This is a genomic window from Lysinibacillus sp. AR18-8 (assembly GCF_001705465.1).
GTDB classification, from domain to species: domain Bacteria; phylum Bacillota; class Bacilli; order Bacillales_A; family Planococcaceae; genus Lysinibacillus; species Lysinibacillus capsici.
The window spans coordinates 107,258-133,050 of sequence record NZ_MDGU01000012.1 but is presented as its reverse complement, the minus strand read 5'-3'; the positions used below and the strand labels follow the sequence as shown (position 1 = coordinate 133,050).

37 protein-coding genes are annotated in these 25,793 nt (G+C 33.3%); 9 read left to right on the top strand and 28 right to left on the bottom strand.

Annotated features, from left to right (window positions below):
• Positions 1-821: 821 nt before the first annotated feature.
• The 5 genes from BFM98_RS23425 to BFM98_RS10645 all read right to left on the bottom strand — a co-directional run bounded on the left by BFM98_RS23425 (position 822) and on the right by BFM98_RS10645 (position 4,188).
• On the bottom strand, positions 822-1,163 hold the full coding sequence (locus tag BFM98_RS23425) for an aminoglycoside adenylyltransferase domain-containing protein (RefSeq protein ID WP_083225352.1): 342 nt from the start codon (positions 1,161-1,163) through the stop codon (positions 822-824).
• A 187-nt stretch (positions 1,164-1,350) separates the two neighbouring features.
• Positions 1,351-1,635, bottom strand: a complete 285-nt coding sequence (locus tag BFM98_RS23420; RefSeq protein WP_083225351.1) for a nucleotidyltransferase domain-containing protein — start codon at positions 1,633-1,635, stop codon at positions 1,351-1,353.
• A 104-nt stretch (positions 1,636-1,739) separates the two neighbouring features.
• On the bottom strand, positions 1,740-2,561 hold the full coding sequence (locus BFM98_RS10655; RefSeq protein ID WP_066037320.1) for a DUF2785 domain-containing protein: 822 nt from the start codon (positions 2,559-2,561) through the stop codon (positions 1,740-1,742).
• 61 nt (positions 2,562-2,622) lie between these two features.
• On the bottom strand, positions 2,623-3,369 hold the full coding sequence (locus BFM98_RS10650) for a hypothetical protein (protein ID WP_066037319.1): 747 nt from the start codon (positions 3,367-3,369) through the stop codon (positions 2,623-2,625).
• Between the two features lie 219 nt (positions 3,370-3,588).
• Positions 3,589-4,188, bottom strand: a complete 600-nt coding sequence (locus tag BFM98_RS10645) for an undecaprenyl-diphosphatase (protein ID WP_066037318.1) — start codon at positions 4,186-4,188, stop codon at positions 3,589-3,591.
• Between the two features lie 283 nt (positions 4,189-4,471).
• Between BFM98_RS10645 and BFM98_RS10640 the strand changes: the two genes are divergently transcribed.
• Entirely contained in the window at positions 4,472-4,675 is a 204-nt protein-coding gene (locus BFM98_RS10640) for a hypothetical protein (RefSeq protein WP_231595622.1), read from the top strand.
• A gap of 21 nt (positions 4,676-4,696) precedes the next feature.
• Here BFM98_RS10640 and BFM98_RS10635 read toward each other — a convergent pair whose 3' ends face one another.
• The 3 genes from BFM98_RS10635 to BFM98_RS10625 all read right to left on the bottom strand — a co-directional run bounded on the left by BFM98_RS10635 (position 4,697) and on the right by BFM98_RS10625 (position 5,862).
• Entirely contained in the window at positions 4,697-4,945 is a 249-nt protein-coding gene (locus tag BFM98_RS10635; RefSeq protein WP_054550260.1) for a hypothetical protein, read from the bottom strand.
• A 176-nt stretch (positions 4,946-5,121) separates the two neighbouring features.
• On the bottom strand, positions 5,122-5,265 hold the full coding sequence (locus tag BFM98_RS23940; RefSeq protein WP_175400744.1) for a hypothetical protein: 144 nt from the start codon (positions 5,263-5,265) through the stop codon (positions 5,122-5,124).
• A 276-nt stretch (positions 5,266-5,541) separates the two neighbouring features.
• On the bottom strand, positions 5,542-5,862 hold the full coding sequence (locus BFM98_RS10625; protein WP_048392662.1) for a DUF1827 family protein: 321 nt from the start codon (positions 5,860-5,862) through the stop codon (positions 5,542-5,544).
• Positions 5,863-6,165: 303 nt separating this feature from the next.
• Here BFM98_RS10625 and BFM98_RS10620 point away from each other — a divergent pair, with 303 nt between their 5' ends.
• The gene (locus BFM98_RS10620) at positions 6,166-6,501 is read left to right on the top strand and encodes a hypothetical protein (RefSeq protein ID WP_054550262.1); all 336 of its coding nucleotides are present in this window, start codon (positions 6,166-6,168) and stop codon (positions 6,499-6,501) included.
• Positions 6,502-6,782: 281 nt separating this feature from the next.
• Here BFM98_RS10620 and BFM98_RS10615 read toward each other — a convergent pair whose 3' ends face one another.
• From BFM98_RS10615 to BFM98_RS24150, 3 genes are all read right to left on the bottom strand, one after another.
• Complete coding sequence (locus tag BFM98_RS10615; protein WP_066037316.1) at positions 6,783-7,172, bottom strand: VOC family protein; 390 nt, start codon at positions 7,170-7,172, stop codon at positions 6,783-6,785.
• Between the two features lie 233 nt (positions 7,173-7,405).
• A complete protein-coding gene (locus BFM98_RS10610; protein WP_053075698.1) occupies positions 7,406-7,810 on the bottom strand; it encodes a helix-turn-helix domain-containing protein in 405 nt (134 codons plus the stop codon).
• Between the two features lie 12 nt (positions 7,811-7,822).
• Complete coding sequence (locus tag BFM98_RS24150; RefSeq protein WP_054550265.1) at positions 7,823-8,170, bottom strand: hypothetical protein; 348 nt, start codon at positions 8,168-8,170, stop codon at positions 7,823-7,825.
• A 192-nt stretch (positions 8,171-8,362) separates the two neighbouring features.
• Here BFM98_RS24150 and BFM98_RS10600 point away from each other — a divergent pair, with 192 nt between their 5' ends.
• Positions 8,363-8,992, top strand: coding sequence for a TetR/AcrR family transcriptional regulator (locus BFM98_RS10600; RefSeq protein ID WP_066037315.1), 630 nt, complete (start codon positions 8,363-8,365; stop codon positions 8,990-8,992).
• 28 nt (positions 8,993-9,020) lie between these two features.
• Positions 9,021-9,185 (top strand): DUF2197 domain-containing protein, encoded by a 165-nt coding sequence (locus tag BFM98_RS24270; RefSeq protein WP_066037314.1) that lies wholly within the window; start codon positions 9,021-9,023, stop codon positions 9,183-9,185.
• A 334-nt stretch (positions 9,186-9,519) separates the two neighbouring features.
• Here the strand turns inward: BFM98_RS24270 and BFM98_RS10590 are convergent, their stop codons facing one another.
• Complete coding sequence (locus BFM98_RS10590) at positions 9,520-10,080, bottom strand: hypothetical protein (RefSeq protein WP_066037313.1); 561 nt, start codon at positions 10,078-10,080, stop codon at positions 9,520-9,522.
• A gap of 306 nt (positions 10,081-10,386) precedes the next feature.
• Here BFM98_RS10590 and BFM98_RS10585 point away from each other — a divergent pair, with 306 nt between their 5' ends.
• Positions 10,387-11,328 (top strand): DMT family transporter, encoded by a 942-nt coding sequence (locus BFM98_RS10585; RefSeq protein ID WP_066037312.1) that lies wholly within the window; start codon positions 10,387-10,389, stop codon positions 11,326-11,328.
• Positions 11,329-11,458: 130 nt separating this feature from the next.
• Here the strand turns inward: BFM98_RS10585 and BFM98_RS10580 are convergent, their stop codons facing one another.
• From BFM98_RS10580 to BFM98_RS23930, 11 genes are all read right to left on the bottom strand, one after another.
• Positions 11,459-11,938: a GNAT family N-acetyltransferase gene (locus BFM98_RS10580; RefSeq protein ID WP_054550269.1), complete on the bottom strand. Its 480-nt coding sequence runs from the start codon at positions 11,936-11,938 to the stop codon at positions 11,459-11,461.
• 252 nt (positions 11,939-12,190) lie between these two features.
• Positions 12,191-13,042 (bottom strand): hypothetical protein, encoded by an 852-nt coding sequence (locus BFM98_RS10575; RefSeq protein WP_066037311.1) that lies wholly within the window; start codon positions 13,040-13,042, stop codon positions 12,191-12,193.
• A gap of 832 nt (positions 13,043-13,874) precedes the next feature.
• Positions 13,875-14,045, bottom strand: coding sequence for a hypothetical protein (locus tag BFM98_RS23935; RefSeq protein WP_175400743.1), 171 nt, complete (start codon positions 14,043-14,045; stop codon positions 13,875-13,877).
• 118 nt (positions 14,046-14,163) lie between these two features.
• Positions 14,164-14,532 (bottom strand): hypothetical protein, encoded by a 369-nt coding sequence (locus tag BFM98_RS10570; RefSeq protein ID WP_048392639.1) that lies wholly within the window; start codon positions 14,530-14,532, stop codon positions 14,164-14,166.
• Positions 14,533-14,627: 95 nt separating this feature from the next.
• Positions 14,628-15,002, bottom strand: coding sequence for a DUF6713 family protein (locus tag BFM98_RS10565; RefSeq protein WP_066037310.1), 375 nt, complete (start codon positions 15,000-15,002; stop codon positions 14,628-14,630).
• A gap of 277 nt (positions 15,003-15,279) precedes the next feature.
• Positions 15,280-15,885, bottom strand: a complete 606-nt coding sequence (locus tag BFM98_RS10560; RefSeq protein WP_048392634.1) for an ABC-2 transporter permease — start codon at positions 15,883-15,885, stop codon at positions 15,280-15,282.
• Complete coding sequence (locus BFM98_RS10555) at positions 15,878-16,744, bottom strand: ABC transporter ATP-binding protein (RefSeq protein ID WP_048392631.1); 867 nt, start codon at positions 16,742-16,744, stop codon at positions 15,878-15,880. The genes BFM98_RS10560 and BFM98_RS10555 overlap by 8 nt, the downstream gene beginning before the upstream one ends.
• A 5-nt stretch (positions 16,745-16,749) precedes the next feature.
• The gene (locus tag BFM98_RS10550) at positions 16,750-17,121 is read right to left on the bottom strand and encodes a GntR family transcriptional regulator (RefSeq protein ID WP_004225203.1); all 372 of its coding nucleotides are present in this window, start codon (positions 17,119-17,121) and stop codon (positions 16,750-16,752) included.
• A 15-nt stretch (positions 17,122-17,136) separates the two neighbouring features.
• Positions 17,137-17,442: a YfzA family protein gene (locus tag BFM98_RS10545; RefSeq protein WP_048392629.1), complete on the bottom strand. Its 306-nt coding sequence runs from the start codon at positions 17,440-17,442 to the stop codon at positions 17,137-17,139.
• A 345-nt stretch (positions 17,443-17,787) separates the two neighbouring features.
• Positions 17,788-18,633 (bottom strand): MBL fold metallo-hydrolase, encoded by an 846-nt coding sequence (locus BFM98_RS10540; protein WP_066037309.1) that lies wholly within the window; start codon positions 18,631-18,633, stop codon positions 17,788-17,790.
• A gap of 98 nt (positions 18,634-18,731) precedes the next feature.
• Complete coding sequence (locus tag BFM98_RS23930; protein ID WP_155483390.1) at positions 18,732-18,869, bottom strand: hypothetical protein; 138 nt, start codon at positions 18,867-18,869, stop codon at positions 18,732-18,734.
• A gap of 272 nt (positions 18,870-19,141) precedes the next feature.
• On the opposite strand from BFM98_RS23930, the gene BFM98_RS10535 reads away from it, so the two are divergent.
• The 4 genes from BFM98_RS10535 to BFM98_RS10525 all read left to right on the top strand — a co-directional run bounded on the left by BFM98_RS10535 (position 19,142) and on the right by BFM98_RS10525 (position 21,611).
• Positions 19,142-19,651: a DUF3231 family protein gene (locus tag BFM98_RS10535; protein ID WP_048392625.1), complete on the top strand. Its 510-nt coding sequence runs from the start codon at positions 19,142-19,144 to the stop codon at positions 19,649-19,651.
• 28 nt (positions 19,652-19,679) lie between these two features.
• Positions 19,680-20,537, top strand: coding sequence for a manganese catalase family protein (locus BFM98_RS10530; RefSeq protein ID WP_066037308.1), 858 nt, complete (start codon positions 19,680-19,682; stop codon positions 20,535-20,537).
• 359 nt (positions 20,538-20,896) lie between these two features.
• Positions 20,897-21,013 carry a YjcZ family sporulation protein gene (locus tag BFM98_RS23415; RefSeq protein WP_004225198.1) on the top strand — a complete coding sequence of 39 codons (117 nt, stop codon included), beginning with the start codon at positions 20,897-20,899 and terminating at the stop codon, positions 21,011-21,013.
• Positions 21,014-21,212: 199 nt separating this feature from the next.
• Complete coding sequence (locus BFM98_RS10525; protein WP_066037307.1) at positions 21,213-21,611, top strand: hypothetical protein; 399 nt, start codon at positions 21,213-21,215, stop codon at positions 21,609-21,611.
• A 209-nt stretch (positions 21,612-21,820) separates the two neighbouring features.
• On the opposite strand, the gene BFM98_RS10520 is transcribed toward BFM98_RS10525, so the two are convergent.
• From BFM98_RS10520 to BFM98_RS10500, 5 genes are all read right to left on the bottom strand, one after another.
• Positions 21,821-22,021 (bottom strand): cold-shock protein, encoded by a 201-nt coding sequence (locus tag BFM98_RS10520; RefSeq protein WP_004225195.1) that lies wholly within the window; start codon positions 22,019-22,021, stop codon positions 21,821-21,823.
• A gap of 362 nt (positions 22,022-22,383) precedes the next feature.
• Positions 22,384-23,259 (bottom strand): cation diffusion facilitator family transporter, encoded by an 876-nt coding sequence (locus tag BFM98_RS10515; protein WP_066037306.1) that lies wholly within the window; start codon positions 23,257-23,259, stop codon positions 22,384-22,386.
• Positions 23,260-23,601: 342 nt separating this feature from the next.
• Complete coding sequence (locus BFM98_RS10510) at positions 23,602-24,357, bottom strand: SDR family oxidoreductase (RefSeq protein ID WP_066037305.1); 756 nt, start codon at positions 24,355-24,357, stop codon at positions 23,602-23,604.
• Positions 24,358-24,565: 208 nt separating this feature from the next.
• The gene (locus BFM98_RS10505) at positions 24,566-25,222 is read right to left on the bottom strand and encodes a hypothetical protein (RefSeq protein ID WP_066037304.1); all 657 of its coding nucleotides are present in this window, start codon (positions 25,220-25,222) and stop codon (positions 24,566-24,568) included.
• 46 nt (positions 25,223-25,268) lie between these two features.
• Complete coding sequence (locus BFM98_RS10500) at positions 25,269-25,742, bottom strand: GNAT family N-acetyltransferase (RefSeq protein WP_066037303.1); 474 nt, start codon at positions 25,740-25,742, stop codon at positions 25,269-25,271.
• Positions 25,743-25,793: the final 51 nt, after the last annotated feature.

Genomic DNA, 25,793 nt, shown 5'->3' with positions numbered 1-25,793 from the left:
TTCAAAATTCGAACTATAAAAACAAAATTAATTTATAAATACAAAAAGCCACACCTTATTAGATGTGACTCGCAATAAAAAAAATATGCTAATCTTAAAATTACAATAGAGGCACTGATAACCGAACTACCACTAGTTGTAGTATTTAATAAAGATATTGGAGTGGTATCAATACTTCTTAAAGTAAGAACATCCATTGCATTTAAAGTCGTGATCACTTCACCAGTTTGCCTTGTGGTAGGAGAATTACCCCCATAATTGGAACCTGCTATTTGGTTGTTGCCATTGAACAAAGCAAATGCAGAAGAAGGCGTACCTATAGCGAACACTTCATAGATAATAAGGTAAGTACCCATTTGGTTTATTATGATAGGTGTTGTTCCTGGTACATGTGTGACAAACCCTGCAGGAGTAATATTGCCATGTGTATTGAAAGTAATTTGACCATTATTCAGAATATCTGGTTGAGCAGTTGTATCATAAATATAAGCAAGCGCTGGAAACCCCGTACCAACGGGTTGTTGTGGTACCTGTACTCCTTGATGGACATTCTTGTTATTACAACTTTCTTCACAATCTTCATGAATTCTGCTAACTCTTTTTAAAAATATAGACCAGCCATATATGTCATGCTCCGAACTAATTTGCTCGGCGCAGGTCGGTCTGTCTTTCCCTAATAATTAGTAATTTATAAATACCAAGGGAGGAAAACCTTACCGCACCGTCCTGCCTCCTATTTTACAAGATAAATTTTTGAATACCTAATGTGTAACGTATATAACGTTTGTAACATGTATCACATTTAAACATTGATTAGTTTATTATTTTTCAATATTATTGCAAGCATCAAGTATGTAATTCATGAATTGGATAGTATCATCAATACGTTGTTTTTTAGATTTATAATAACGTATGTTCAATCCTTCTCTAATACTAATAGCTTCTTTTATAAGGTTATGCCATCTTTCTGGTATATGATTGATTGCATATTTACTAGCATCTACCTTTGAAACAATATCGCATTCTTTAAGTGTATAAAATTGACGTGACATCCCTGTAATAGACCACTCTACTTCCATATCGACAAATTTATTTGGTAACAGAAGAGCTAGGGTCTTATATTTTTTTATTGTCTTCAATCGATTTAACCAATAGGTATTCATATTATCTAAAACATATTCAATTAATATACTTTCATCAACATTAAAAACTAGTGTGGTAACATCTGAACCCTTTATAGTGATTCCTTTGTTTTTTAAAATCCACCAAGTAATAGGGTTAGTACAATCATTACTCCATTTTGTTTTACCTTCATTTACGTATAAACAATTCTTTATCTCAGATTGTTTCTTACCAAAAATCTTTATCTAGTAAATAACACCCATCCATTACTGTTTTCTTATATTTTTGATTTAGTTTTTCATGAAGATCAGATATTATTTTCACATCTGATTCAGTTAGGGATCGATTTACAACAACAATAAAGTCAATATCACTGGAACCTTCTATGTAAGCATGAAGAGCAATTGAACCATGTAAATATAATGCATCCAGTGTATTAGGAATTTGATTTTCAAATAACAATAAATATTCATTTAAAAAACTTTGAACTTGGATAGGAACTTTAGAATCCACAGAAACTCTCCTTTTAATTCTAACCAATACTTATATTACTAAATAAATAATATAATTCTCTTTTCATTATGAAGATATTCTTTTTTTATTCGCCACTTTTAAAATTAGGAATAGTATACTTTTTCTACTTTATATAATGTCTGCTCGATAGTCGAGCAGAGAACGGCATCCGCTTTGTAAAATTTAACTCGAAAGTATAAACTTTTCAAAAAGTTCTTTATATTATTTTTTTGCTTAAAGGCAGGGAGAAATTCTGAATTTTTCTCCACATCACCAAAACTTTGAATCCACTGCTCTACACAAGTCTGACTAAGTATTTTTCTATTTAAAACACTAATTATGGATTTGACCATTCTCTCATCTTCCCCATCGGAGTAAATTCGCTCTGTTATAGTCATCTTTTCGTAAACCAAATCGAGGATAGTTAAGAGGTCGCTTTTATCCAGTTCGGAACATTGAGCCAAATCATCTAAAGCATCTGCTGCATGGGCTATGGCATGAGCCCAGCCTTTTTCTTCATCATACCCACGGTAATCTCGTTCTTCTTGTACATTGTAAAATACTTTCTCTTTTATGTGATGAATTTGCTCTCTTGAGAGAAATGGTAATTCTCTATGCCTCGTTAAGAGGAGCGGTATGACTAGCATGGAGAAAGACCGAGTGAAGACAGAGTCTGTATTTGTTTCACCAAGCTTAAAAAGCAAATGGTTTTTATCCAAAACAACCGGTAAAAGTTGTTCTAGTTCGTTTGCGGTGAGAGATTTATCAGGAATCCAGTGTGATAAGGTTGTATAAATTAGCTCATCACGTAGTTGGGCATCCAAAGAGCCAATGTTATTTATCATTTCTAGTATCAACTGAAATCTATCGGGAGGTGCTTGGTACCCATTTTCTTTTATTAATATCAACTTTTCTTTTAAATTCATTTTACACGCTCCTATTAGAAAAATTTGTTTGAAATCAACCCTTTATTGATTAGTAAAGTATTCAACTTACGCCTTTTCTTAATTCGCTCAGTTTTTCTACAACAAAATCATTCAAATCTTTTAGTAATTTATTTAAATCATTTATGTAATACTTATTTTGCCATCGGAACGTTTCTTCTAGTTCATTTAAATTACCTATCGAATCTAAACTATTAATTATTATTTCGATATTCTGATTAACTGTATGTTCGTAACCATTAATTTGGTCTGATAAAATTCCGATGTAAATATTTTTTATAATTAAAGTATTTAAACAAACTGTTAATTCGTTTCGCAGTTTTTCGAATTTCAGATTGTTTTCGACCAAATCCCTTTTAGCCATATCATAAATTCCGTCATCTTTACGTTTTAAAGAAAATCTATCCTCATATGTGTTAATTAAGATTTGGTGTGTTTTAGTAATTCTGAAATTATCCATTATTTTTTTGTAGATTTGAGTAGATTTTATAATTTCATGGTTCAACTCCTCTGCTTTGGTAAGGATTAATGCAATGTAATCTCTATCCCTTGCCTGCTTATCTTGTTTTTTTAACGAATCCTCCACTGATTTTTTGTTTGCTTCGATAATGAAATAAGTAGTTACAATTACGCCTGCCATTCCTATTATCCCACCCACTATACTACCTATAAGTCCATTATCAACTTTTAATCCATCGATCAATATTGTATCAATTACGAATGATGTCCCTAAAATTATGACAACAAAAAATATGATTCCAATAAAAATGTTTTTAATTTTATCTGACATTATTTATCCTCCCACTAAATCATAATCTGAGAGATAATAAATTGGAACAATTTTCTACAAATTCCACTTTCAAAACATCACCAAACCCTGCCATCTCAACTCATAGCGTTTTGGCTGTTTGATGCTGTTTTCAAAGCAAAAGAAAAAGCCACAACCCATATAAAGTGTACCCTTTGTAAAGGGTACACTTTAATTTTAGACGTGACCTTTAATATTGTTTTACATTAGATTTGTTTTATGGAATTTTCTTCTAATTACTTTTTCAATGGATTCATATTTGGTAATTCCATTTTCTATTAGTGTTAATTTCGGAAGTGTAAAGTAAATTATTATTGCAGAAGTAATTCCAATAAGAGCACCTACCATTACATCTAATGGATAATGAACTCCTACCCAAATTCGTGAAATTCCGACTAATATAGCAAGCAAAATCCATAGAATCCATTTTCCTTTTTTAAATAACCAAAAGGACATACAGAATGAAAAAAATAATATGGTATGATCGCTTGGAAATGAATTATTTATTGCTTTTTCTATCAACTGATTTGTATTCGAAAGGACAGCAAATGGTTGGTGATTAAAATGTAATAACCCTGCAAATTTCCCTATAATTTCAGCCAAAACGAAAGCTATGCTTGCGCACATGAGCATTATTTTATTTTCTCTATCTTTGGTAAACCAGAACAGAATAACAAAAATAGCTAAAAAAATAACTGTGTATTCAGCAATAATAATCATTGGTAAATTGAAGAATTGAAATTCTTTTCCTAGACTATTAAGCATTCTAAATAAATCATTATTTATTTCTAATATATTCAAGACATTCTCTCCTTTATAGCTTAATAAAGCTATGTTAAGAAAAAATGTATCTTTAAACCATCGTAAAAGGTGACAATTAATTGCTTAAGCTAACATTATTGTCACTTTGATTTGAAAGACTTTATGATTAGTTGTATCAATTGCTCGTTTCTGACATACACGTACAAGTGAACGTGTTTATTTTACATATTCATAATGTATATTGACTCAATCTGAATAGTGAAATATTTACCAGTTTATGTTATCCTTATATAAATTATTAGGAAGCCTCGGGGGTTGTTTTGTGTTGAAAATACATTCTACAAATAGATATATCATATTTATTTTTGGCATTACTTTGATGATAACTGGATTAGGAAGATTATCTGGTTTCTTTGAATATGATTCAGTTATTCCAAATCAATCTGTTGCACTACTATACATATCTATGGGCGTTTCTGTTATGTTCATTTCTTACTTTGTTAAACCCAAAAAAGAAAAAAGTTAAACGTTTACCATTCCATATCTTTCAAGCATGTTCCTCATATTGTGTAGTTAGAAACTGTAAACAACCATCCTTGAAATATCTCTTTAATTCTCTTTTCCTAACAACCATTTCTTTATTGTTATTTACTAATCTTACATACTTACTATTCTTTGTTAGCATGAAAGTATAACTTTCGTCTGTTTCTCCTTTAAAACCTATGATATAGGTTCTGCGATACTCTAATTTGTTAGGTAGCCAACCCAGTTTATGCCGTAACATAAATGGTTTCATAAAACATACCCCTTTATTATAAATTCATATAATTTACTGACAGCCCATATTGACTTTTGTACTTCTTCCATCAACCTCAAATACTCCTATTGTGCAATAATCAACCGAACCATATTTTCAAATATTACCTAATCATGTTATCCTTTTGTAAGTTATTACCTAAATATAAAGAGTTGTTATAAAATGGAAACACCTTCTAAAATTGGACATATCATATTTGTTTTAGGCATCTTATCGCTTTCAATCGGATCAGCGAGATTAACAGGTGCCCTAGAATACAATTCATTTATTTCAAATAAATCTGTTGCAATACTTTTCATTGCTATAGGGGTTTCTGTTATGTTCATTTCATTCTTTGTAAAACCTCTAAAAGTTAAATAACTTTACAGAACAATATCTTTTAAATATCTAACTCCAATTGACCTGTTATTTCTTGTACATGATCATTCCAAGCAAGTTGATAATTACTTGCTATCAGAGTTAGCTGGAACAAATTTAAAAGCCTCTAACAGTCGAAGGGATAGTTGCAAACTACGTTTTAAAAAGACCATTAACGATATAACCAGTACTCATATTATTTTATAAGTGACCTGACTTTACTGAGAAAGTGAATTAATATCTTTATTACGAATATGAACAACTCCTGTATTACTAACTTTTATATTCACTTCTGTAATGCCTCTTTTTAAAATATGTTCTATTGCATATCTAATCTCCCATTCTTTAACTTGACCAAGATCATTTGAAATACTAGCATGGCTGGATTTCTTATTTTCACTATGAATAATGACTGTCCCTTCACATTCATATACCTTTACAACACCTCCCATAAAACCAGAAGCAATAGTTACAACATCGACTCTTTCTTTTGTTATATCTCGAAATGCTTTAGTTGGAAAATTATATATTTTCGCCATTTTGACCTCTCCTTCTACGGAACGTTTGTTTGTATTTATATTAGAACAAACATTCGCTCTTTAGCAAGGAGAAATTTATGAAAATATAAAAAGTATGTTATGTAGATTTTTTTGAGATTAACGCTTATTCTATGTACAAATTAATCTGCTAATTATTGATAGTTCTTTAACCTCTCATAATGCATGTGTAACACCTACTTTTTAATCAATTTCATAACCAACAGCAACCATCCGTTGCTATAAATACCAATATATGTTTAAATGTAAATTACTAGGGGATTATACTAGAATGGAGGAATAATAATGGTAAAAACAATTAAAGGTCGCATTTTTGGTTTTGCTCTACTCTCAGCTTTACTTGTTTCATTTTTCATCTATCCATCAGGTAATGTTTCAGCAGCCGAAATCAACGTTGTTCAAAACTCTACTAGTATAGACAATGTTAGTCCAGCTGCTGTGTATACTAAATATGTCACAGTTAATACAAGAACTTCAACGTTTCCACCTGGACAAATTTATCATGTTGAATGGGATGGAGATTTTAAATACGCAGGATACCTAACAAGATTTGATTATGCATACGATCCTGATGCAGGTATTTACTTTGCAACATATAAAGGAAATATTACAATTCAATAAAATTGAATAAACACCTAATCCCCTAGAGTTTTAATAAAGCATAACTAAGCATCCTGGTCACTTTTAATAGAAGTGACCTTTTTCTTTCGATTAATCCTCGGTAAACTTAATTAATTGTCTACCTTCTCCTCGCTAGTACGCTTTTGATGACATGTAAAAATTGATTAATTTATCATCAATCTTGAATTGTTTGTCGTTTATCACTTTGTACAATGCATATTCAGCTGCTATTGACTCCTCGCTTTCTTTCCAGTAGTCCAAAGAGCAATTTTCGCATTTTTTTAAGTAGTTTCTTTACAAATCATTAGTAAATTGCCATCTAAATCTTTGAACACAAAATAAAAATTATCCTGAATCTCTGTAACCAGTTCAACATTATTTTCTTTCATAAATTGATATGAAGCTTCAATATCATCGGTCAAAAGCTGAATTGAAGGAACTTGGTAAGTGGTAATATCACCATCTTCTTTTCTCCACTTTGGCATGGAATCTAAAATTAATCCAGCTGTACCTTTCATGGGTACCACGAATAAATGTCCAAAATATTCTTCTCCCCCTTCCAAACCAAGTATTTTTCTGTACCATTCTTTTGCTTTCTCTAGGTTACGAACTGGAACAAATACACCGCCGATTCTGTTTTTTATTGGTGATTTATAGTCATGGCTAGTCACAAATACATCCTCCTTACTAATTTATTTCTACTTCTATTTCAACGTGATATTCTACTATTCCTTCTTGCACACCTTCTCGATAAGTTGAAGAAACAACACTTTTAGAAATAACTAAATAGAAGAGCTTAAAATATTGTTTCTCACCTACAGACGTTCGTTTCAAACGTTCAATTAGAACGTCAAACAGCTTTAATTATTAGTACATTCTTTTCCTTTATTTTCTAAACACATCGTTAAAACCAGCAATTTTCTTCTTTATTTTTCTCTAAAAGGTGCTTTATTTTATTATCTATATTTAATAAAACCTGTTTAATTTGTTTAAGCTGATGTTCTCTTTGTAACATCTGCTCATACTTTTCTTGGAATATAACTTTTATTTCAAGTAGATTTTGTATTTCTTCTTTTGTCAGTTTTTTATTTTGATCAATATTTCCCGACCAATCAAAAAGCATTTTGATTTCTTGGAGAGAAAATCCCGTTTGTTTAAGTTTAAGAATTGCTTCTACTGTATCAATGTCTTTCTTGTTATAATAGCGGTGCTTATTTTTAATTTCCGGTTGCAATAAATTCATTTTTTCATAATAACGAATAGTATCTTTACTAAGACCAGTACATATTGCAAATTCACCAATTTTCATTAAAATCTCCTTCTATAATATAAATTTATAAACCATTAGGGCAATTATACAATGGAATATGAAACGAATGATATGATGGCTGAAAGTAATTCGTCCATTTGTTAACCTCCCTTCTATAACTGCTAGTATATGTAACAAGATAAATGCAATTATCAGTAATATAAATAACCAACCTTTGCTTGGTATCCATAATATTAAGAGAATACTAATTGATATGATAACAAATATAAATGTTCGTACTTCAAATCCAACTTCTTTCCATTTTTTTATCCCTGCCACTCCTATTAAAACCGCATATAACACAATTAGTATAGTTGTCAAAATTACCATCCCATCACTCCATTCTTTGATTTCATTCATCTTAAAAGATGGAGCCGACTCCATGTCAACAGATAAGAAATAGTTCCATTAAGCTCAAGTATCTTAATCTTCCTCACGAAACGCCCTAGTCTAGCCCTTGACATTTCAAAGTAAAAGAAAAGCCTCCATTTAGGAACCTCCCTAAATGTTTTTTTAATCGCTTAATTAGTACAACCGTGCTAAAATAAATACATGAGTAAAAAAAATAAAACAACTAATCAAAAAGAAATGTCATTTATTGAAAAAGCTCGTAGAACTCAAATTGTGGAATGTGCTATTGAAACCATTGCAGAGGTGGGTTACGCTCAAGCTTCTTTAGGTCAAATTGCAAAACGGGCACAAATCAGCAAGGGGGTTATCTCCTATCACTTTGCAAGTAAGGGGGAATTGTTAGAGCAAGTAATTTATGATTACTATATGGCATGTCAAGCTTATACTGCTCCTCTAATCGAAAATCAAAAATCTCCTATAGATATGCTTAGCATTTATATTGAATCAAACCTTAGATTCATAGATGAAAATCGGCAACATGTATTTGCTGTCATTGAAATTGTTTCTAATGAAAGAACTGCTGATGGCAAACTTCGATTTGCGGCGGATCATGATGATACTATTTTTCTTCCCATTGAAAACATACTTACACTGGGAATGCATGCGGGTGTCTTCCGCGAATTCACCAAATTGGCTTCAAGAGTTATGGCGTTAACGATACGAAATTCCATTGACGGATTCACTATTGAATTAATGAGAAATCCCCAGTTAAATGTTGAGGAATATACGAGAGAACTGATTACAATATTCGATAAATCAACTAAAAAGTAATATGTCAGAAAACTTGAGGAGGATAGCAATGCATTACTATGAGGTAATTTGTTCTAGTTGTAGAAATAAATTCAGAGTATACGAGGGGTCACTGAGATTTAGACAGTTAAAGGAAAGAACCGATAAGATTTTTCGTTGCGAAGAATGTTACAGCAAAATTCGTATGGATGCTATTAAAAATTTCTTTAGATAGCTCCTTCAGCAGATCTTGAGAATAATAAAAGGGATTACAAGTTAAATAAGTATAAAGCCCAGGCTCAAAATTAATGAGTATCTGGGCTTTGTGGAATCATTTAGTTCTATCTCTACTTACAACTATGCTATCGTCAGTCGTTTCTCAAAACAAATTCTATCATTTTCTTATGCCTATCCATGTTTGCATTAAGAATTTGCTGCTGACATTCTACTTTGAACACAAAACCTTTGCAAAAATAAAAAGCCATCAAGAATCAGGAACAACTACTACTGCCCAACTCGATTGCACTCAAAGCATTTAAAAAGAACACCTATGTTAGGTGCTCTTCCGATCAATTTTTCTTGTTTAAATCATCTGGATAAACTATCGTGTTAATTACATCTCCATTTGATTCATCTTTAAAAATTACTTTGACTTTATAATCCTTTTCATCCACACCATTAAATAATTGATAGTACATACCTGTTAAAGCTAGCCCGAATGAGGCCATGGTGTCAAGACTATTATCAAATTCTTCTTTGTTTACAGATAAAGTGAATTCTGAAAAAGACTTGTCATAGGTTACATCTTTAATAGATTTGAACTCTTCACTTGCTTTAAGCTCATCTACACTTGCTAGAATGCCTTCTTTTAAACCTTTCATCATTTCTTTATGTTCTGTTTCAGACATTTTATAAGTTAAAGAACCATCCTCATTCTTACTGACTTCCTTCATCCCACTGCTTTTTGCCTTTGAAATAACAGAATCAATGTCCTGACCCTCAAAAAATAGAGCTGGAATAGTTACTTCTACATCTCCACCATCTTTGCTACCTTTTTCCTGGCCCTCACTACAACCAGAGATCAAAACACCTAGTAATATAAATAATGGTAGTATCCATTTTCTTGCCATTAAATCTCCTCCTCATACACCAATATACAGAATATGAAGAGATTACACTATACTTTATTTACATAAAGCTCTATTTCTTAACCGCTTCTATACATGAAAAATCATTCTTTTTTTGAGAAACTGATTTTTTATCGTTATCTTAATGTGTTTGGTGAAGTTCCACATCATAAATAAAATCTATTTCTTACTTAGTGTTCAGTGCTTAATTTTATAAAATTCAACACGTACTTTGATATAATCAATCATGCGTTGTTTTACATTTCTTTTTCTTTACATTTTCTTCAACAAAGGTTGTGATGAATTTTTATGTTTGCAGTACTTTTGGCTATAGGTATTGGAGCTATTTTTGCTGTGCAAACAGCCATTAATGCTCAATTAAGAAAGTTTGTGATTTCTCCTTTTTTAGCTTCAATGATTTCCTTCGCTGTTGGTGTCATCTTCTTAACTATTACATTAGTAAGTAGTGGTTCATCACTGGAGATTCCATTAGATTTATTGTTGAACCAACCTATCTATATTTGGTTGGGGGGAATTGGTGGCGCTATTGCGATAACTACTAACATTCTCTTGTTTCCTAAATTGGGAAGTGTGCAAACAACTATCCTACCGATCTTTGGCATGACTCTCATGAGTATGTTAATCGATCATAATGGCTGGTTTAATGCAACACAATATTCCTTTGGATGGAATCGAATCTTTGGCATATTACTAGTCTTACTAGGCGTCCTTTTAGCTACAGCTATACGAAGCAAGAAAAATGAACAGTATTCTCCCCAAACAAATAAGGAGAGTGTGCGGAATCTATGGATTTGGCGCATAGTAGGGATTCTAGCAGGAATGTTACTAGCTATCCAAATCGCTGTTAATGGACAATTAGGAAAAGTTCTTCACTCTTCTTCTCATGCTGCCCTTGTTTCATTCTTTGTTGGTACTATTACCTTGATTATAATTGTTGGGTTAAAAGATCGATCTTACACAAATATTAAAGAGCCTTTTAAACAAGCTGCTCCTTGGTGGATATGGATTGGCGGGATCTTAGGAGGATCTTATGTTCTCATCAATGTATTTCTTGTCAATCAAATTGGAAATGGCCAAACTGTAGTCTTTGCTTTATTCGGTCAAATCACTGGTAGCTTGCTAGTACAGCAATTCGGATTGTTTAACTCGATAAAGTACCGAATTCAACCATTACAAATAATTGGTTTAATGGTGATGATAGTCGGTGTATTTTTAATCAGGATATTTTAAATAATTTTCTTTGCTAATCTTGATCGATGAAACTCTTTTTCAAGAATGGATGCGACATTTCCCTAAAACATAAAACCAGAGTTCATCTATAAAATGTAGCATAAACTCTGGTGACAATGGTGGTCTAACTTTATTTTATGAATTGCCTCATGATTATTTCTTCGCCGATACGTCCTATTAGCCTTTCATTCGTATCTTCAAACCCTACTTTTACATATAGTTTCTGTGCTGGTATATTATCTTTGTCTACAACTAAAACAATTTCATCACAATTAGGAAATTCTGCTTTAACAAACTCAACTAGTAATGTCATTCCTTGTTTTGCATAGCCCTTCCCTTGTTCTGTATGATTAATTGATAATGCAGATAATAGCATCGCATTTCTATTCGTAGAATATTTCTTAACTCGTTCATTTGCATTTAGGAGAAAGAAACCAACAGGTGTATTTTCACTTAGAATTACAATGCGATGCTGTCCTTCATTAATTTCCTCAAAATTGCTCGGCAGTGCAGAAAATTGTTTTTGCTCTTCAGTAAGTACAAAAGCGTTCAGTCCTTGCATATATTCACTTGAAAAATGTTTTAATTCAACCTTCTTCAGTTTTTCCATTACATAATTCTCCATTCACTTTTTCTATACTTTACCACTTTATTAGGTTGTGGTCATTCATTTATTTGAAATTTCGAAAAACAACACGTTCGTTAGATAAATAAATCACGTAAAAAATGCCCAGGCTCAACATTAATTTGAGTACCTAGGCTTTGTTGTTACATAGTATATTCATTCTAGTTACGTTTGTGGATTTGCCGCTAACACTCTACTGGCTTCATGTTGTACTTTTGTTAGCAATGTATGTAATCTTTACTTGATTTCGTTCACTAACACTGCAGTATTTGGAGCAACAATCGCTTCAATGCCCGAAGCTTTGTAGCTAACTCGAATTGAGTCGTTGCTTTTATATAAATGGAAAGTATCCGAACTAAAAACAAATTCCCCGTTCTCATCTAAAACCGGTGAATAAGTGATATCATAATGGAACTTTATGTCCTTTGCATCGGCTGGCATATCTGGTTCAGGTTGATAATCCTCAGGAACTTCCGTTGTAACGTATCTAAAAAATAGTTGTATGTCGTTATCATCTATTTTTTTCCAAAGGTCATATGTATTTCCTTGCGTCTTCATACCATCAAAATAAGTTGTTTCCTTTTCTTTATCAGTAAGAGGCAGATAAGGAATGGCCGCTTTTGCTAATTCCGTTATTTTTATTCTTTTCGTTTCTTTCCCTACGGCATTATAAACTAATAGTGTTTTGTCTATACTTCCAAACAAATCATCTCTTTTTCCAACGAGAAGATGATTTTGAAAGGTTAAAAACACCTCATCAGTTTGCAAATTTACATTATATTGATTTACAACTTTATTCATCTCTTTATTCATTAAATGTTCTTCAAGGATATATTTTAAATTTCCAAATCCCAATAAAGGAATTATTGCTGCGATAATCATACTTAAAAACAACAAACCAAATTTTTTGGATAAACTAATCTTATTTTTAATAAAGATAATTGGAATACCCACCGCAAAAGTAAAACCTAATAAGCCAGCATATGCAAAAAATTGCATCAACCCTAATTCATCTATTTCGTACATATTAATATATACACACACACCAAGTAGAGCGATAGCGATTATTCGTATCAATTGATTTTTCATAAAATACTTCCCTTCCTTTTACAAACCCTCTAAAAGCTATGGTCGCACTAAGAAAAGTTCGGATAATTTCTCTACAATAGTTTCTCTATTCTCAATTATCAGCTCTGTTTTTCCTTTCTTTATTACGTAAGGACTACCATTTCTGCTCCTATATTTTATTTTGACTACTTTTTTAATTGTCCCTAAGTTTAGACCTATGTACCATTTTTTAAAGTTTGTAATGACTAACTAGCTTTCTATTCCAATTCCATCGAATACTTTACCTATCAAATCTTAACAATGTCTCACCTAATTTTATATATGTAATATTTTCCTTTTTCGTAATGGAAGGAGCATTACTTTTAGAAATGTGCAACTAACTAATATCATTATTGTTGGAGGAGACTGGAATAGTTCATAAGACATTTTTCTTACTTTATCGTATATTGTTTATTTTGTAATCGTACTTTTCTTAACTTATTGTATCCAATCGGTGACTGTGCTTTTTATGGGAGGTATTCGATTTACAGCTGCAGAAAGTTATCCAGGCGATTTGAGTAGTATTTCTTTAGTTATATGGAGCTTCTTATTTTCTTGCATTCATTTTGTTATTTTAACAATGTATTTATTTCTTCATCATTTAGTGTTGTCTCTCTTTAAAATTAGGTTTCAAAGCAAGATAGCATTTTTGTTTAATACTTTTGTGACTGTTTAATTTTCTATTACTTAAAATCATTTTTATAGTACGTATCAGCAAGATAACTCGTTACTTATGAATAATACTACTCTTTAGGATCAATATCACAAGTGTGTCTCTACAATCTCTAGACACAAGTATTTAAATCTCAATGGATTACTTTCTTTTGGATATTGTTACAGGGATAGTGGCAACCATTAATATTAACCCTAGATAGAGAGGATATTTTAAACATTCATTCGTTGAATACCCCAATAAATAAGGCATACCTATTACAGCCATTACTACTCCAATTACAAACAAACCCATTTCAATTTTTCTAATCATATTTTTCTCCTATCCCTTAACATTTCTTATTCATTTCTCCCTACAACCAGAGAAGCTTAATCTAAGGAGCTTCTTTAAAATAAAAGACACCCCTCAGAAATAAGGAATGTCTAACTTTTTATCTATACACATCTAACAGATTTAACAAATATCTTTCTAATTCATTAATCGCAAACAAAACTTCCTTATGAAGTCTATCCTCGACGACGCTATCATCATTAAAGACCTCTAAGTATTTATTCACTTCTACAAAGAATTTTTCATACTCCTGTAAAAACTTATCAATCGTTTGATCACCAGGTGTTACAGATAAATAAATTGTTTTAAATAAATTAAAATCACTATACGCATTACTTAAAAAATAGATTGCCAGTATTCTATCGCTATTAATATACAATTTCACAAAAGATAGATTTTGCTTCAATTTTTTCAATGCATTGATAAGATTGTTCGTTTGCTTCAACATATTTGCCGTATTACTATACATCTGATAATCACCTCCATCTTTATAATAAGCAGAAAACCAACAAATTGGAATAATTTTCTGCAAATTACTAGCTGAAAACTTCCTTTACAATACAATTAAGTCGAAATATTAATTAATAATGCTAAATGTATGACAGAAAGGACCCCCATTGGATAAATAATGGATCTTGAAAAGCTATTTTTAAATTCATTTCGAGGATGCCTTTCAAAAAATAAATGCAGGATTGCATGAATGATAAAGAATAGATCAAGGACCCAAAAAATGATGGTTTGATACTGACTGAAAAGTAAGGAAAGGATTAATACGTATAGAAACAGGTGAATAAAAGTGAATACTTTATAAGCCTTTGAATCTTCCATATCTTTAAGTATTATAAACAATCGCCACTCAGAGCATCTTATTGCATCCATTTCGTGCAAAAGAAATAAAGAAAAGTTAAATAAAAAAAGAACGAGTAATAAATCAGGCATATAAAACCTCCTACAGACTATATACCAAATATTACTATAAAACAACTTTCGAAATACTAAGTAAACATGCCTAAATATGTCGATTTGTAGGCATATGGAGGCTTTCATTCTTTCCCTTATATTAAGCAACATAACCTTTTTACTTCATTCATTTTTGCATAAAGACATTTAAATCCATCTTACATTTAGTTCCAAATGATATTTTATCAAGTGGGCACCATTCTAAAATTGTCTACTTTCCTTGAGTAATCTTCTAGAAGTAAACAAAAGCACACAATCAGAAGGCTTTTCGTTGGTAAATAATATGTGTAATTCCCCAAGAAATAATATAGATTAGCATAATAAAAAGTGTTGCCCCTGTATATAAAACCGTAACGGATGTATTATCTACAAAATCAATAATTGTTGTTAAGTGTTCATTCATATACAATGCAATTGGTCGTGAAATCCAAGTTAAGAGGATAAAGCTAATAAGTATAACCGTTGTAATATAACCCTGTTTAAATATCTGAAATAATGGGAAGGTAAGCGCAGCAAATAGTAAGAATAAGCCACTACCAATGGCAATGTCAGATACCGTAAAATGTTTATTGAAAGCTAGCAGCGCTAGACTTGTAACACCTATGGATAAAATCATATAGACAATCGCTCCAAGATAGCGGGATGCGATAATTTCTGTACGTGTGTATGGCAAGGAGTTTAATAATATGTTCGTCTCAACTTTTTCATCGTATGCATACGTGTTAAAGGGAATAAAAATACTGGCGACCAGAAAAATTAAAACGGGTGGTGCCCCCAACAAAATAAAAACTAAGATAAAAGGAATAAAAAGCAATAGCTGCCTTTTCTGTAGTATGACATCGCGTTTAATTAAGTTAAGCATGATGGATGCCTCCTTTAAAGTAATACATGATATCTTCCAGAGAGGCACGTTCAATAATAACTGTGTCTCCGAAAATATTTTTCGCTGCTTTAATATTATCCGTTAATGCTTCAAATCCTGTGGATGCACGATGAACATGGACAAATGCTTTTTCAGTGTCTCTATCAAGTAGATTCAATTCACCTTTAACGAGCGCATAGTTTTCAGCTACATCGTGTATAGATTGATTAAATACTAATTCCCCTTTCTGTATAAAAGCTATGTAATCTGCGATACGATCTAAATCAGTTGTAATATGCGTAGAAAAGAAAATAGTGCGATTGCCATCAACCATTAATTCCTGTAATAGATCTAACAGCTCCCGTCTAAAAATGGGATCTAATCCTGCTGTCGGCTCATCCATAATGATTAGCTCTGCATGATGTGAGAGGGCTATTGCTAATGAAGCCTTCATTTGCATCCCTTTAGAAAATGTTTTTATTGCTTTGTTAAGCGGTAATTCGAATTGTTCTACATATTGATAAAATATTGTATCGTCCCAGCGCTTGTAGGCAGGTGCAACTATACGTTTTATATCTTTTAAGTTCAACCCTTCAAAAAATATATTGCCATCGTATACAAACCCAATGCGCTGCTTAATCTCCTTCTCATGCGTCTTGTAGTCTAATCCGAAAAGCTTTACTTCTCCAGCATCTGGCCTTAATAGATTCATCATCGTTTTTATCGTTGTAGACTTACCAGCTCCATTTGCCCCAATGAAACCCGTTACAAAGCCTCGCTTTACCTGTAAATTTATATGATTTACTGAAAAGCCCTTGAACCTCTTTGTGACATTCTTTAATTCGACTACATTTTCCATCCCTTTCACTCCTCGTATAAAATCTTCAATAATTCCTTTAGTTCATCAAGAGACAGGCCTATTTCTCTGCTATTCGCAATGACCGCACTCAGTTGTTCCTCAATAACCTTCAGCTTCTTTTCCCGTATAACCTCCAAATTTTGCTCCGCTACAAAAGATCCTTTACCAACAATGGAATAGATAAAGCCCGCCTTCTCCAATTCTTCATAAGCCCGTTTTGTCGTTATTACACTAATTTGTAAATCCTTTGCGAGGTTACGCATGGAAGGTATAGCTGTACCCTCCTGTAGTTCACCTGCTAAAATAAGTGATTTAATTTGATTCGTAATTTGTTCATAAATTGGCTCCTTTGAACTGTTCGAAATAATTATTTGCATGCCAATCCCTCTTCTTTATTTTTTTGAGAATATCGTTGAAATAATATTCCCTAGTGCTGCAATCAGTATAGCAATAACATGGATTGTGATGAACATATTAAAAAAAGGAAAGGAATAAGGCGTTATCCATTCGGTGAAAAGCCTCGAATCCAAAATCCATCTTCCCATTCTGGCAACTAAATTATTACTATCGTTCATGTTCGGCTCAAGAGCAGTGCCATCGACCGCGATAAAGATCAATTGAACAATTAAAAATATACCAATAGTAATGATCCATCGTTTTAACAGATTACTTTCATCCGCTTTTTCAGTGCCTATCACTTAAACAATTCCCCCCACAAATTCGTTATATTGTATATATACTATATAAACATTATATACACAAATAAAAAATTTGTTCAACCACTTTTTTTAAAAAGGAAATTTTATACCATGAAACGATCTATGACATTCAAATACAAAGAAGGAGCCTGTTTTGATAGCTATTATCAAAACAGGCTCCTATTAACAACTTGCCATTCATTGTGTCTTGTCATTCAAATATGTTCATTCTACAGTTGCAATCTGATAATTTATGATATAATGAATCATCTGACTAAATTGGCAAGACAATGGCTGTAGCGTGTGACGACGCTGCAGCTTTTTCTTTGTTTTTTCCTTACGTGATTAATTTAAATACTTACCCTGCTTGGGTAGTGCGATTTGTTCAAAATCATCGACAAGTTTTTTTAGGTTGCTTGTCAGTTCTTCGCCCTTCATTGGTAATCCGTGCCCTGTGATGGCAACTGAAGGTTTTAGTATTGCTAATTTTTCGATAGATGCTCGAGCAGCCAGCCAATCTGTTGTAAAATATTGAGGGGGACCACTGATTTCTTTTGTCTGCGTAATCACCTTATAAAGAGATTCTTGTTTGACCGTAACAAATGCATCTCCAGCAATAAGCACCTTATCCTTCTCACGGAATAAAGATATATGCCCTGGTGAATGGCCAGGCGTATGAATCCATCTGAAACCTGCCATAAATGGAACACTACCATCAGAAGGTAAAACTTTGAGGTTACCACCTAAATTTATAGCTTCATTTGGAAAAATAGGTGACATTTTAGCAACCAAGCCGTTATTTACCGTTGGATCAGGCTCGGGATAATTTTGTTTTCCAGATAAAAAGGGTATTTCCAATGTATGCGCATAGACAGGAACATCCCACCGCTCTATTAATTCTATGAGTCCTCCGACATGATCAAAATGACCGTGAGTCAGTATGATTGCCTTCGGTCGAGACTTAGAACCATAACGTTCTTCAACAACTGAAATGATCTCATCCGCACTTTTGGGCATCCCCGCATCTATTAGCACAAAATCTTTCATCTGCGGTTCACCATAAAGTACAATATTTACAATTTGAATCGTGTATTGATATAAATCAGGTAATATGTCTATACCTACACCGCTTCCAACAGAAGTTGCTGGGATAAATTTATAATCGTCCCCGTAATTCAAATTCTTGTCCATTTTAAATCATCTTCTTTCAATTAAGTCATTGGAGGTTCAAGCATTAACTATATGAAAATGCCACAACTATTGATGATGGCATACGCATACTTACCTTCTTACTTCTTTTCTTTTTTATTGAAGGGCTGTTCTTTCTGTTGCTCTTGTTCCTCTTTTACTGCTTCTAATTCTTCAGGATTAAATTCCATTGCTATTTCTTCTTGCTCTACTTCATTCTTTTGCTTTTCTTTTGTCAAAACACTCACCTCCAATATGCTTTAAAGTGGCCTTCCTAAAGAAAATCTATACTTTTCACTTTTTCAAAGCTACATTAAACGTATAACTAAACAGAAAACACCCATTCTATAAGTGCGTAGTGTTTCACTACTTAAAGAGCTGCAGAGATTTCTTTCTCTGTGGCTTCTTTTAATTTTTACATTAATAATTTTATTAAAAGTGAATTTTACTTATTTTTTCAGCCATACTAACATGGCTTTAATGGCGAAAAATAAGAAAAGGATGTGTACAGATGGGTATTCTTGGTGGAAATCCAAAAGATGAACCGTTGCATTATGGTGAGGTATTTAGTGTTTGGTCGGGTTTAATTGCAGACTATGGCATGATTTCTGGCTATCAAACGTTTTATAATCATGCTGGTGATGAAGATCTTAAAAAAATTATTGAAGATATCATCGAAACATGCAGGGAAGAAGTAAAGCAATTAGAAAAAATTCTAAAAACAAACGGGATCGCACTACCTCCTGCATCACCTGAAAGACCTGTAGCAAGACTGGAAGATATTCCTCCAGGTGCAAAGTTTAATGATCCAGAAATAAGCGCTGCTCTAAGTGCTGACCTAGCAGCTGGATTAGTTGCATGTAGTCAGGCAATGGGTACTTCTACTCGTGAAGATATCGCATTAATGTTTGGGCAATTCCATATGGCTAAAGCTCAACTTGGTGCAAAGCTTTTACGTTTAAACAAAAATAAAGGCTGGCTTGTACCACCACCATTACATGTTAATTATCCTGAAAAATAAAGACTATTCCCCGAATTGAGGAAAGTAAATGTATTATTATAAAGAAGAATTGATAAACATTATTAAACCTGACAAACCAGATCCTCAAGCAGCACGAGTAATGCAAGAAATACTTGGTGGTCATTATGGTGAAATGAGAACCATGATGCAGTACTTTTTTCAAAGCTCTAATTTTAGAGGCAAAGAGACCCAATATCGTGATTTATTACGGGGCGTTTTCTTAGAAGAAATTGCACACGTTGAACTTGTACAAAATACAATCAACCAATTACTAAATGATTCTGGGGAATCCTCTGCTCCTGGAAATAACGGCATGGACCAAGCACCTTTAGATGAGGCAGTTAAACATGCCAATCCACACCATTATATTGTGGGTGCACAATCATCTTTGCCTGTAGATGCAGCAGGTAATCCCTGGAATGGTTCGTGGGTTTATGCACATGGAAACCTTATTGCAGATTTATTGGATAATTTAGTATTGGAGTCAACGGGTGTACTTCAAAAGACACGTATATATGAGATGAGCTCTAATCAGACATTTAGAGAAACACTTGCTTTTCTAATTGTTCGTGACAATGCTCATCAAAATGCATTTGCCAAAGCATTAGAAACTTTAGGGGTAGATTGGGGAAAATTATTCCCTGTACCGAACTACGATATCAACAAATACCCAGAGTGTAGAAAGTTTGTTGAAATGGGTTATCACAATGCTCAATTTAACTTTAGATTAGATCCAACTCGTATCGGGGAAATCTTCCAAGGACAAACTCCAAGTAGAAATGGTGGAGAATTAAAAGTGACCCCTCCACCAGAAGGATTCCCAGTACCTGTTATGCCAGAGATGCCAAATGAACACAGTCCTGGCCTGAAGGATATGAATAACTAAAATACTTTTAGCTGTAGCGTTTGTCGACGCTGCGGCTTTTTGAATGTAAAAATAGACTGTATTTACACAAACTATTAATAAGTGTATCGCATAGGCTGTGACGTTGGTTGACCGTCATAGTCTTATTTTTATTTTAAAGGCAATAAACTATGCACAATGAGTTAACTTTTCATATAAATAGTAGTGTTAAGCTAATCTAGTTTAACATGTACCTCCCGAATTGTTACTTAGGGTCACTTTCAGCCGAGTGACCCTTAAATATTTATTCATTTATATAAACCTCGTTTTAAAGGAGATTATTTTACCTGAAGCTTTCTATACTTTACATATTCTAGATTTTCGAAAGGAGGGACTTTCATATGGGATATGAAGTTTACGGTTCAAACTATGGCAAGCATGATAATTTATCATTCGCTCTAATTGTTGTCCTCTTTATTCTTTTAATTATTGCTGGTGCTACTTTCTTATATCATTAATAATTACCTTCTATTATCCTCAAATATTCATGCTATGATCAAAGGGTCGTCTTACACCCTGGTGACCCTTTTTTACTACTTACTTTGTTGCATAGAAGAATGTATGTAGGAAGTTTGTTGCTTAGTGTACTAATCTAACAAACAGTTCATAGAATATATCAAGCATAATTTGGGCTATAAATAACAAAGGAGAATGCCTATGAGCATTGATTTTATTACACTTGCCCCAACAGTCATGCAGGTGTTTAAAGCAGGAGATGCAAATCCAAAAAAAGTAAAGCGCATTGTTTATGGACAAGCTACCTCTGATGCAAATGGAATAGCCACATTATATTTTACAGACAATGCATTAGCGAATGGCATTCCTCTCTTATCTACTATTGACTATGCAGTGGCAAGTGTATACTCGACAAATCCAACGATAAACTTAAGACCGAGGGTTCAAATGAGAGAGAAGAATATTAGTGGGAAATATGTCTCTGCTAATATTACAAATATTAGTGGTGTGACAGTATTAGGAATTAATGTATTAGGAGCGGAAAATCCAGTAAGTGGCGTTATTGTAGATTTTATGATTTTAGGTAGTTTTGATTTGTAAACAGATTATACTGAACAAACTCCCTCGTGTTGCTTTTTACATTCTTCTTGGTAAAACCTCATATCCTCACTTCTTTCATCGAGAATAGGCAAGTAACAAATGTATTTTGATTTGAAATGTAATGAGAAAAAAAATAAAGACAAAGTCGAAAAAATCGACTTTGTCTACTGAAACCACTCTATTTAAGAATGTTTTTCTTCATTTAAAAATTAAAGTTTAACGATGTTAGCAGCTTGTGGTCCACGTTGACCTTCTTCAACTGTGAATTCAACTTTTTGACCTTCTTCAAGTGATTTGAAACCTTCACCTTGGATAGCTGAGAAGTGAGCGAATACGTCTTGTCCGCCTTCTACTTCGATGAAACCAAAACCTTTTTCTGCGTTAAACCATTTTACTGTACCTTGTGTCATTTAAATGACCTCCAATAATGTTATTAAATAAAATCATACTACTTCCAAAGAAAAAAATTCACATATTACAAAAAGTAACTAACAAAACACGATTACTCTTTGTAATATGTGAATTTATTATTTCTTTAAGAAAGATTCTATTACATACAGTATATGATAAAAAATCGTATTAGTCCAGTGAAAAGTGAATTTTTTTATCAATGAAGGCTAAAACCTGCACGTACCACCAATTTTAAAGGTTAAAATTAGTCATTTCAACGCCATTAAGTAGCTAGAGGCAATTGTTTTTGTATTTCAATAGCGACATTCCTTACCTCGTATATTTTTTGAAGCTGAATATTACAATTTAGGACTTAATTGCCCTATGCATCCTTAGGCTCTACATGGACATGCACTTCATAAACCCCTTGCTCTTCCACCATATTTTTTTCAACAACCGAAGCAACATCATGCGCTTTCGTGATATCTAACTTTGCATCTACAAGTATAACGACATCAATTACCTCATTATTCCCATAATTTCTTCCTCTGATTTCTTTCAATCCTTTAACGCCATCTATTTTTAAAATAATCTCTTTGTATGTTTGAAGAATTTTCTCATCAAATCCATCCGATAGTTCATGAGAGGCTTCCTTGAAAATCTCCCAAGCTGTTTTACAAATGATGAAACCTACGACAATCGCAGTACCCGTATCTAACCAAGGCATATGTAGTTGTGACCCTAAAATTCCTACAGCGGTTCCAATACTTACCCAAGCGTCTGACAAATTATCTTTAGCTGCAGCCATAACGGCTTTACTATTGATTTTTTTAGCCAATTGTTTGTTGTAACGATAGACTAAATACATCACCAATGCTGATCCTATCCCTACATAGGCTGCGACCATATCCGGCGATTCTTTTCCACCTTGAAAAAAGGAAGAAAAACCACCGACCAATACTTGTATACCAACGGCCATCATAATAAATGAAGCGACCATTGATGCAATGGTTTCACTTTTCCAATGACCATAGCGATGATCATGATCTGCTGGTTTTTGTGAAAGCTTTAGCCCAATAAGTACTGCAATAGAGGCAATAATATCTGTCGTATTATTCAACCCATCAGCTTTTAAAGCTTCTGAACCACTCAAGTAACCAATGCCAACTTTTATGATGGATAAAATTATATAAGCAATAATACTGATAATGGCACCACGTTCACCTAATTTAAGATTATTATATCTTTCTGCTTCCAATTCACTTACCTCCCACTTACGTACATTATCATCATAACAACCCAACATCGAGTGGGTCTACAGCAACCTTTTTGCCTTGCTATACATAAGTAGGAGGACTATAAAAGTGTTGATATGGGGAAAAAATAAAGCCCTTAGGAAGATACGCTGTCACTGGTTTAAAGCCTAGAAATTATTATACTAACCGAATAAAATAGTAGTGTATCTGTTCTTTAAGATTTTTTCCTCCAACGAACACACCTAACAAACCTTGGTCATTCCCAATTTCGGGAGTGACCCTTTTTACGTACATATAAGCACGTAGAAAAGCCTCGCCACAACTGTAGCAAGGCTTTTAATCAATTATCCTCGTAAAAATCCGCCCTCTGAGTGGATTATTTGACCAGTTATCCATGTAGCCTCCTCGCTAGCAAGAAAGCTAATCACCTTGGCCACATCCACTGGTGTCCCAATCCGCCCCATCGGAAATTTGGGTAACAGATAACTTCTAATCTCATCATTCATCCATGTAGAATCTGTTGGCCCTGGATTGACAGCATTGACGGTAATGCCTAGCCGTGCTAGCTCCTGTGCTAATGATCTAGTAAAGGCTGAAATTGCCCCTTTCGTTGCCACATAGGCTAGCTCTCCCATCATAGGACCTAAATCTTGACCAGAAGTCATATTAATAATTCTCCCTGAGTTTAAATTAGCTTTTTCAAAAAGACGTGCAAATTCCACACAAAGTAGTAGGGTTGACCTTATATTCACCGCGTAATGCTCGTCTAATGTTTGAGCATCTAATGCTAGATAACCATCTTGTGCTGAATGGGCAGCATTATTCACTAAAATGGAAGGTACACCTAGTTTTTCGAAAACCGTTTGGAGTATCGTTTTTGGAGCTTGGGAATCTGATAAATCAATCGACAATTCTTCACATGAAACACCCTTACTCAAAATTTCCTGTTTGAATTCTCCTATCCACTTACGATCAGCATGCCAGTGTGTGAAAAAAACATTAACACCATCCATAGCCAGTCTTCTACAAATAGCTGTTCCAATATCTTGAGGGTGGCTTGCACCCGTAATGATTGCTATTTTATGTTGTGTTTTATTCATTTCTTTTTACCCCCATGGTTATTGAGATTATTAATAAAAAAAGAGCATCACCATAATGGTCCGCTCCGTTTTTAGAAATCAAAACCCTTACACTGCACTTCTTTGAAAATGACCATCATACCTTGACACACACCTATAAAAGAAAAAGATACAGAGTTTGTCACATGTAGAGTATGTATTCCCCTCTTCATCTAATCTGAATTATTTTTTAATCTAAAGTTTTCATCGTATTTTGAACATCAATAGAAAAGGTCTCTACATCAAATTGATGCTGCTTTATCGTATCTTCCGCTAACTGTTGAGCCTTCTTTTTAGCCTTGTGATTTTTCTCTTGTGTTAAATTAATTCTTACTTGAATTTCCTCAGACGTCATACTATGGTCAATGCTGAAAGTGCCAAAATTTTCTGCAAACATCGCCTCAAATAGATTGGCCATGATATCATTATAACTTAGCCGAGTTGAGATCGCTTCTACTGGCTCATAGAGTTGCTTTAACGTTATTTGAAAAGAGATGGGGTTTAATTCATTAGCTTTGATAACGTCCAGCATTGTTTCTTCTATATGTTGCTTTGTCTTGTGATCGACCTTGTCAGGTAATGACACAAGGAGCTCTATTTTTCCATTAGGTAAAATTCCATAATCTAATAGAAAGCTATAGGATTCTTTGCGCAATGTATAGGAAATCTCACTAATTAAAAATTGATATTGCTGAATATAACGCAATAATTCATCATTACTAGGCTGTGGCATGGAAACATTGGTTTTTTCAGCATATTGAATAGGTGCATTTGCCAAAAAGAAAAATGCACCACAAACAATGCTTAAAAGTAGAAACCATAACGTAAATAACCTTTTAATAAACATGTATAGCCCCCTTATTCGGGACTATATGCCAACTATCGAAAGTAAATTACGGTAGAATTTTATAAAACAACACACGATCTTGATTTTCACCACCATAATTACTATGAATGGACATATTTTCTATCACTTTGTCACCTTTTTCCATTCTAAAACCCAGATTCGTATGGAAGGCGATGGATACTTCATTAATAGGCGACGTGACACATTTCACAATATTTCGATGGTATTGCTTCACCACATGAAAGAATACATCATATAATCTTTTTGCAATATTCTGTTTTCTGTAATCAGGATGGACCCCAACAAAATGGATGAACGCTTCATTTGTTTTGGACTGCGATAAAAAGCCAATGAGGAAGCCAATAATTTCGCCATCCTTCTCCATAATAAGGCTTGTATTTGTAAAGTGATCAAAAAATAATTTAGGCAGCTTGTCTGACATATTCCTATCACCCCACCACTCATTAATCAATGGAGATAAAGTATAGTAATCTGAACTCTGTACACTACGAATGTTCATGGAATCCCTCCTCCTTTTCAAGTCATACAACAGATTTATGGTCTGAATGTA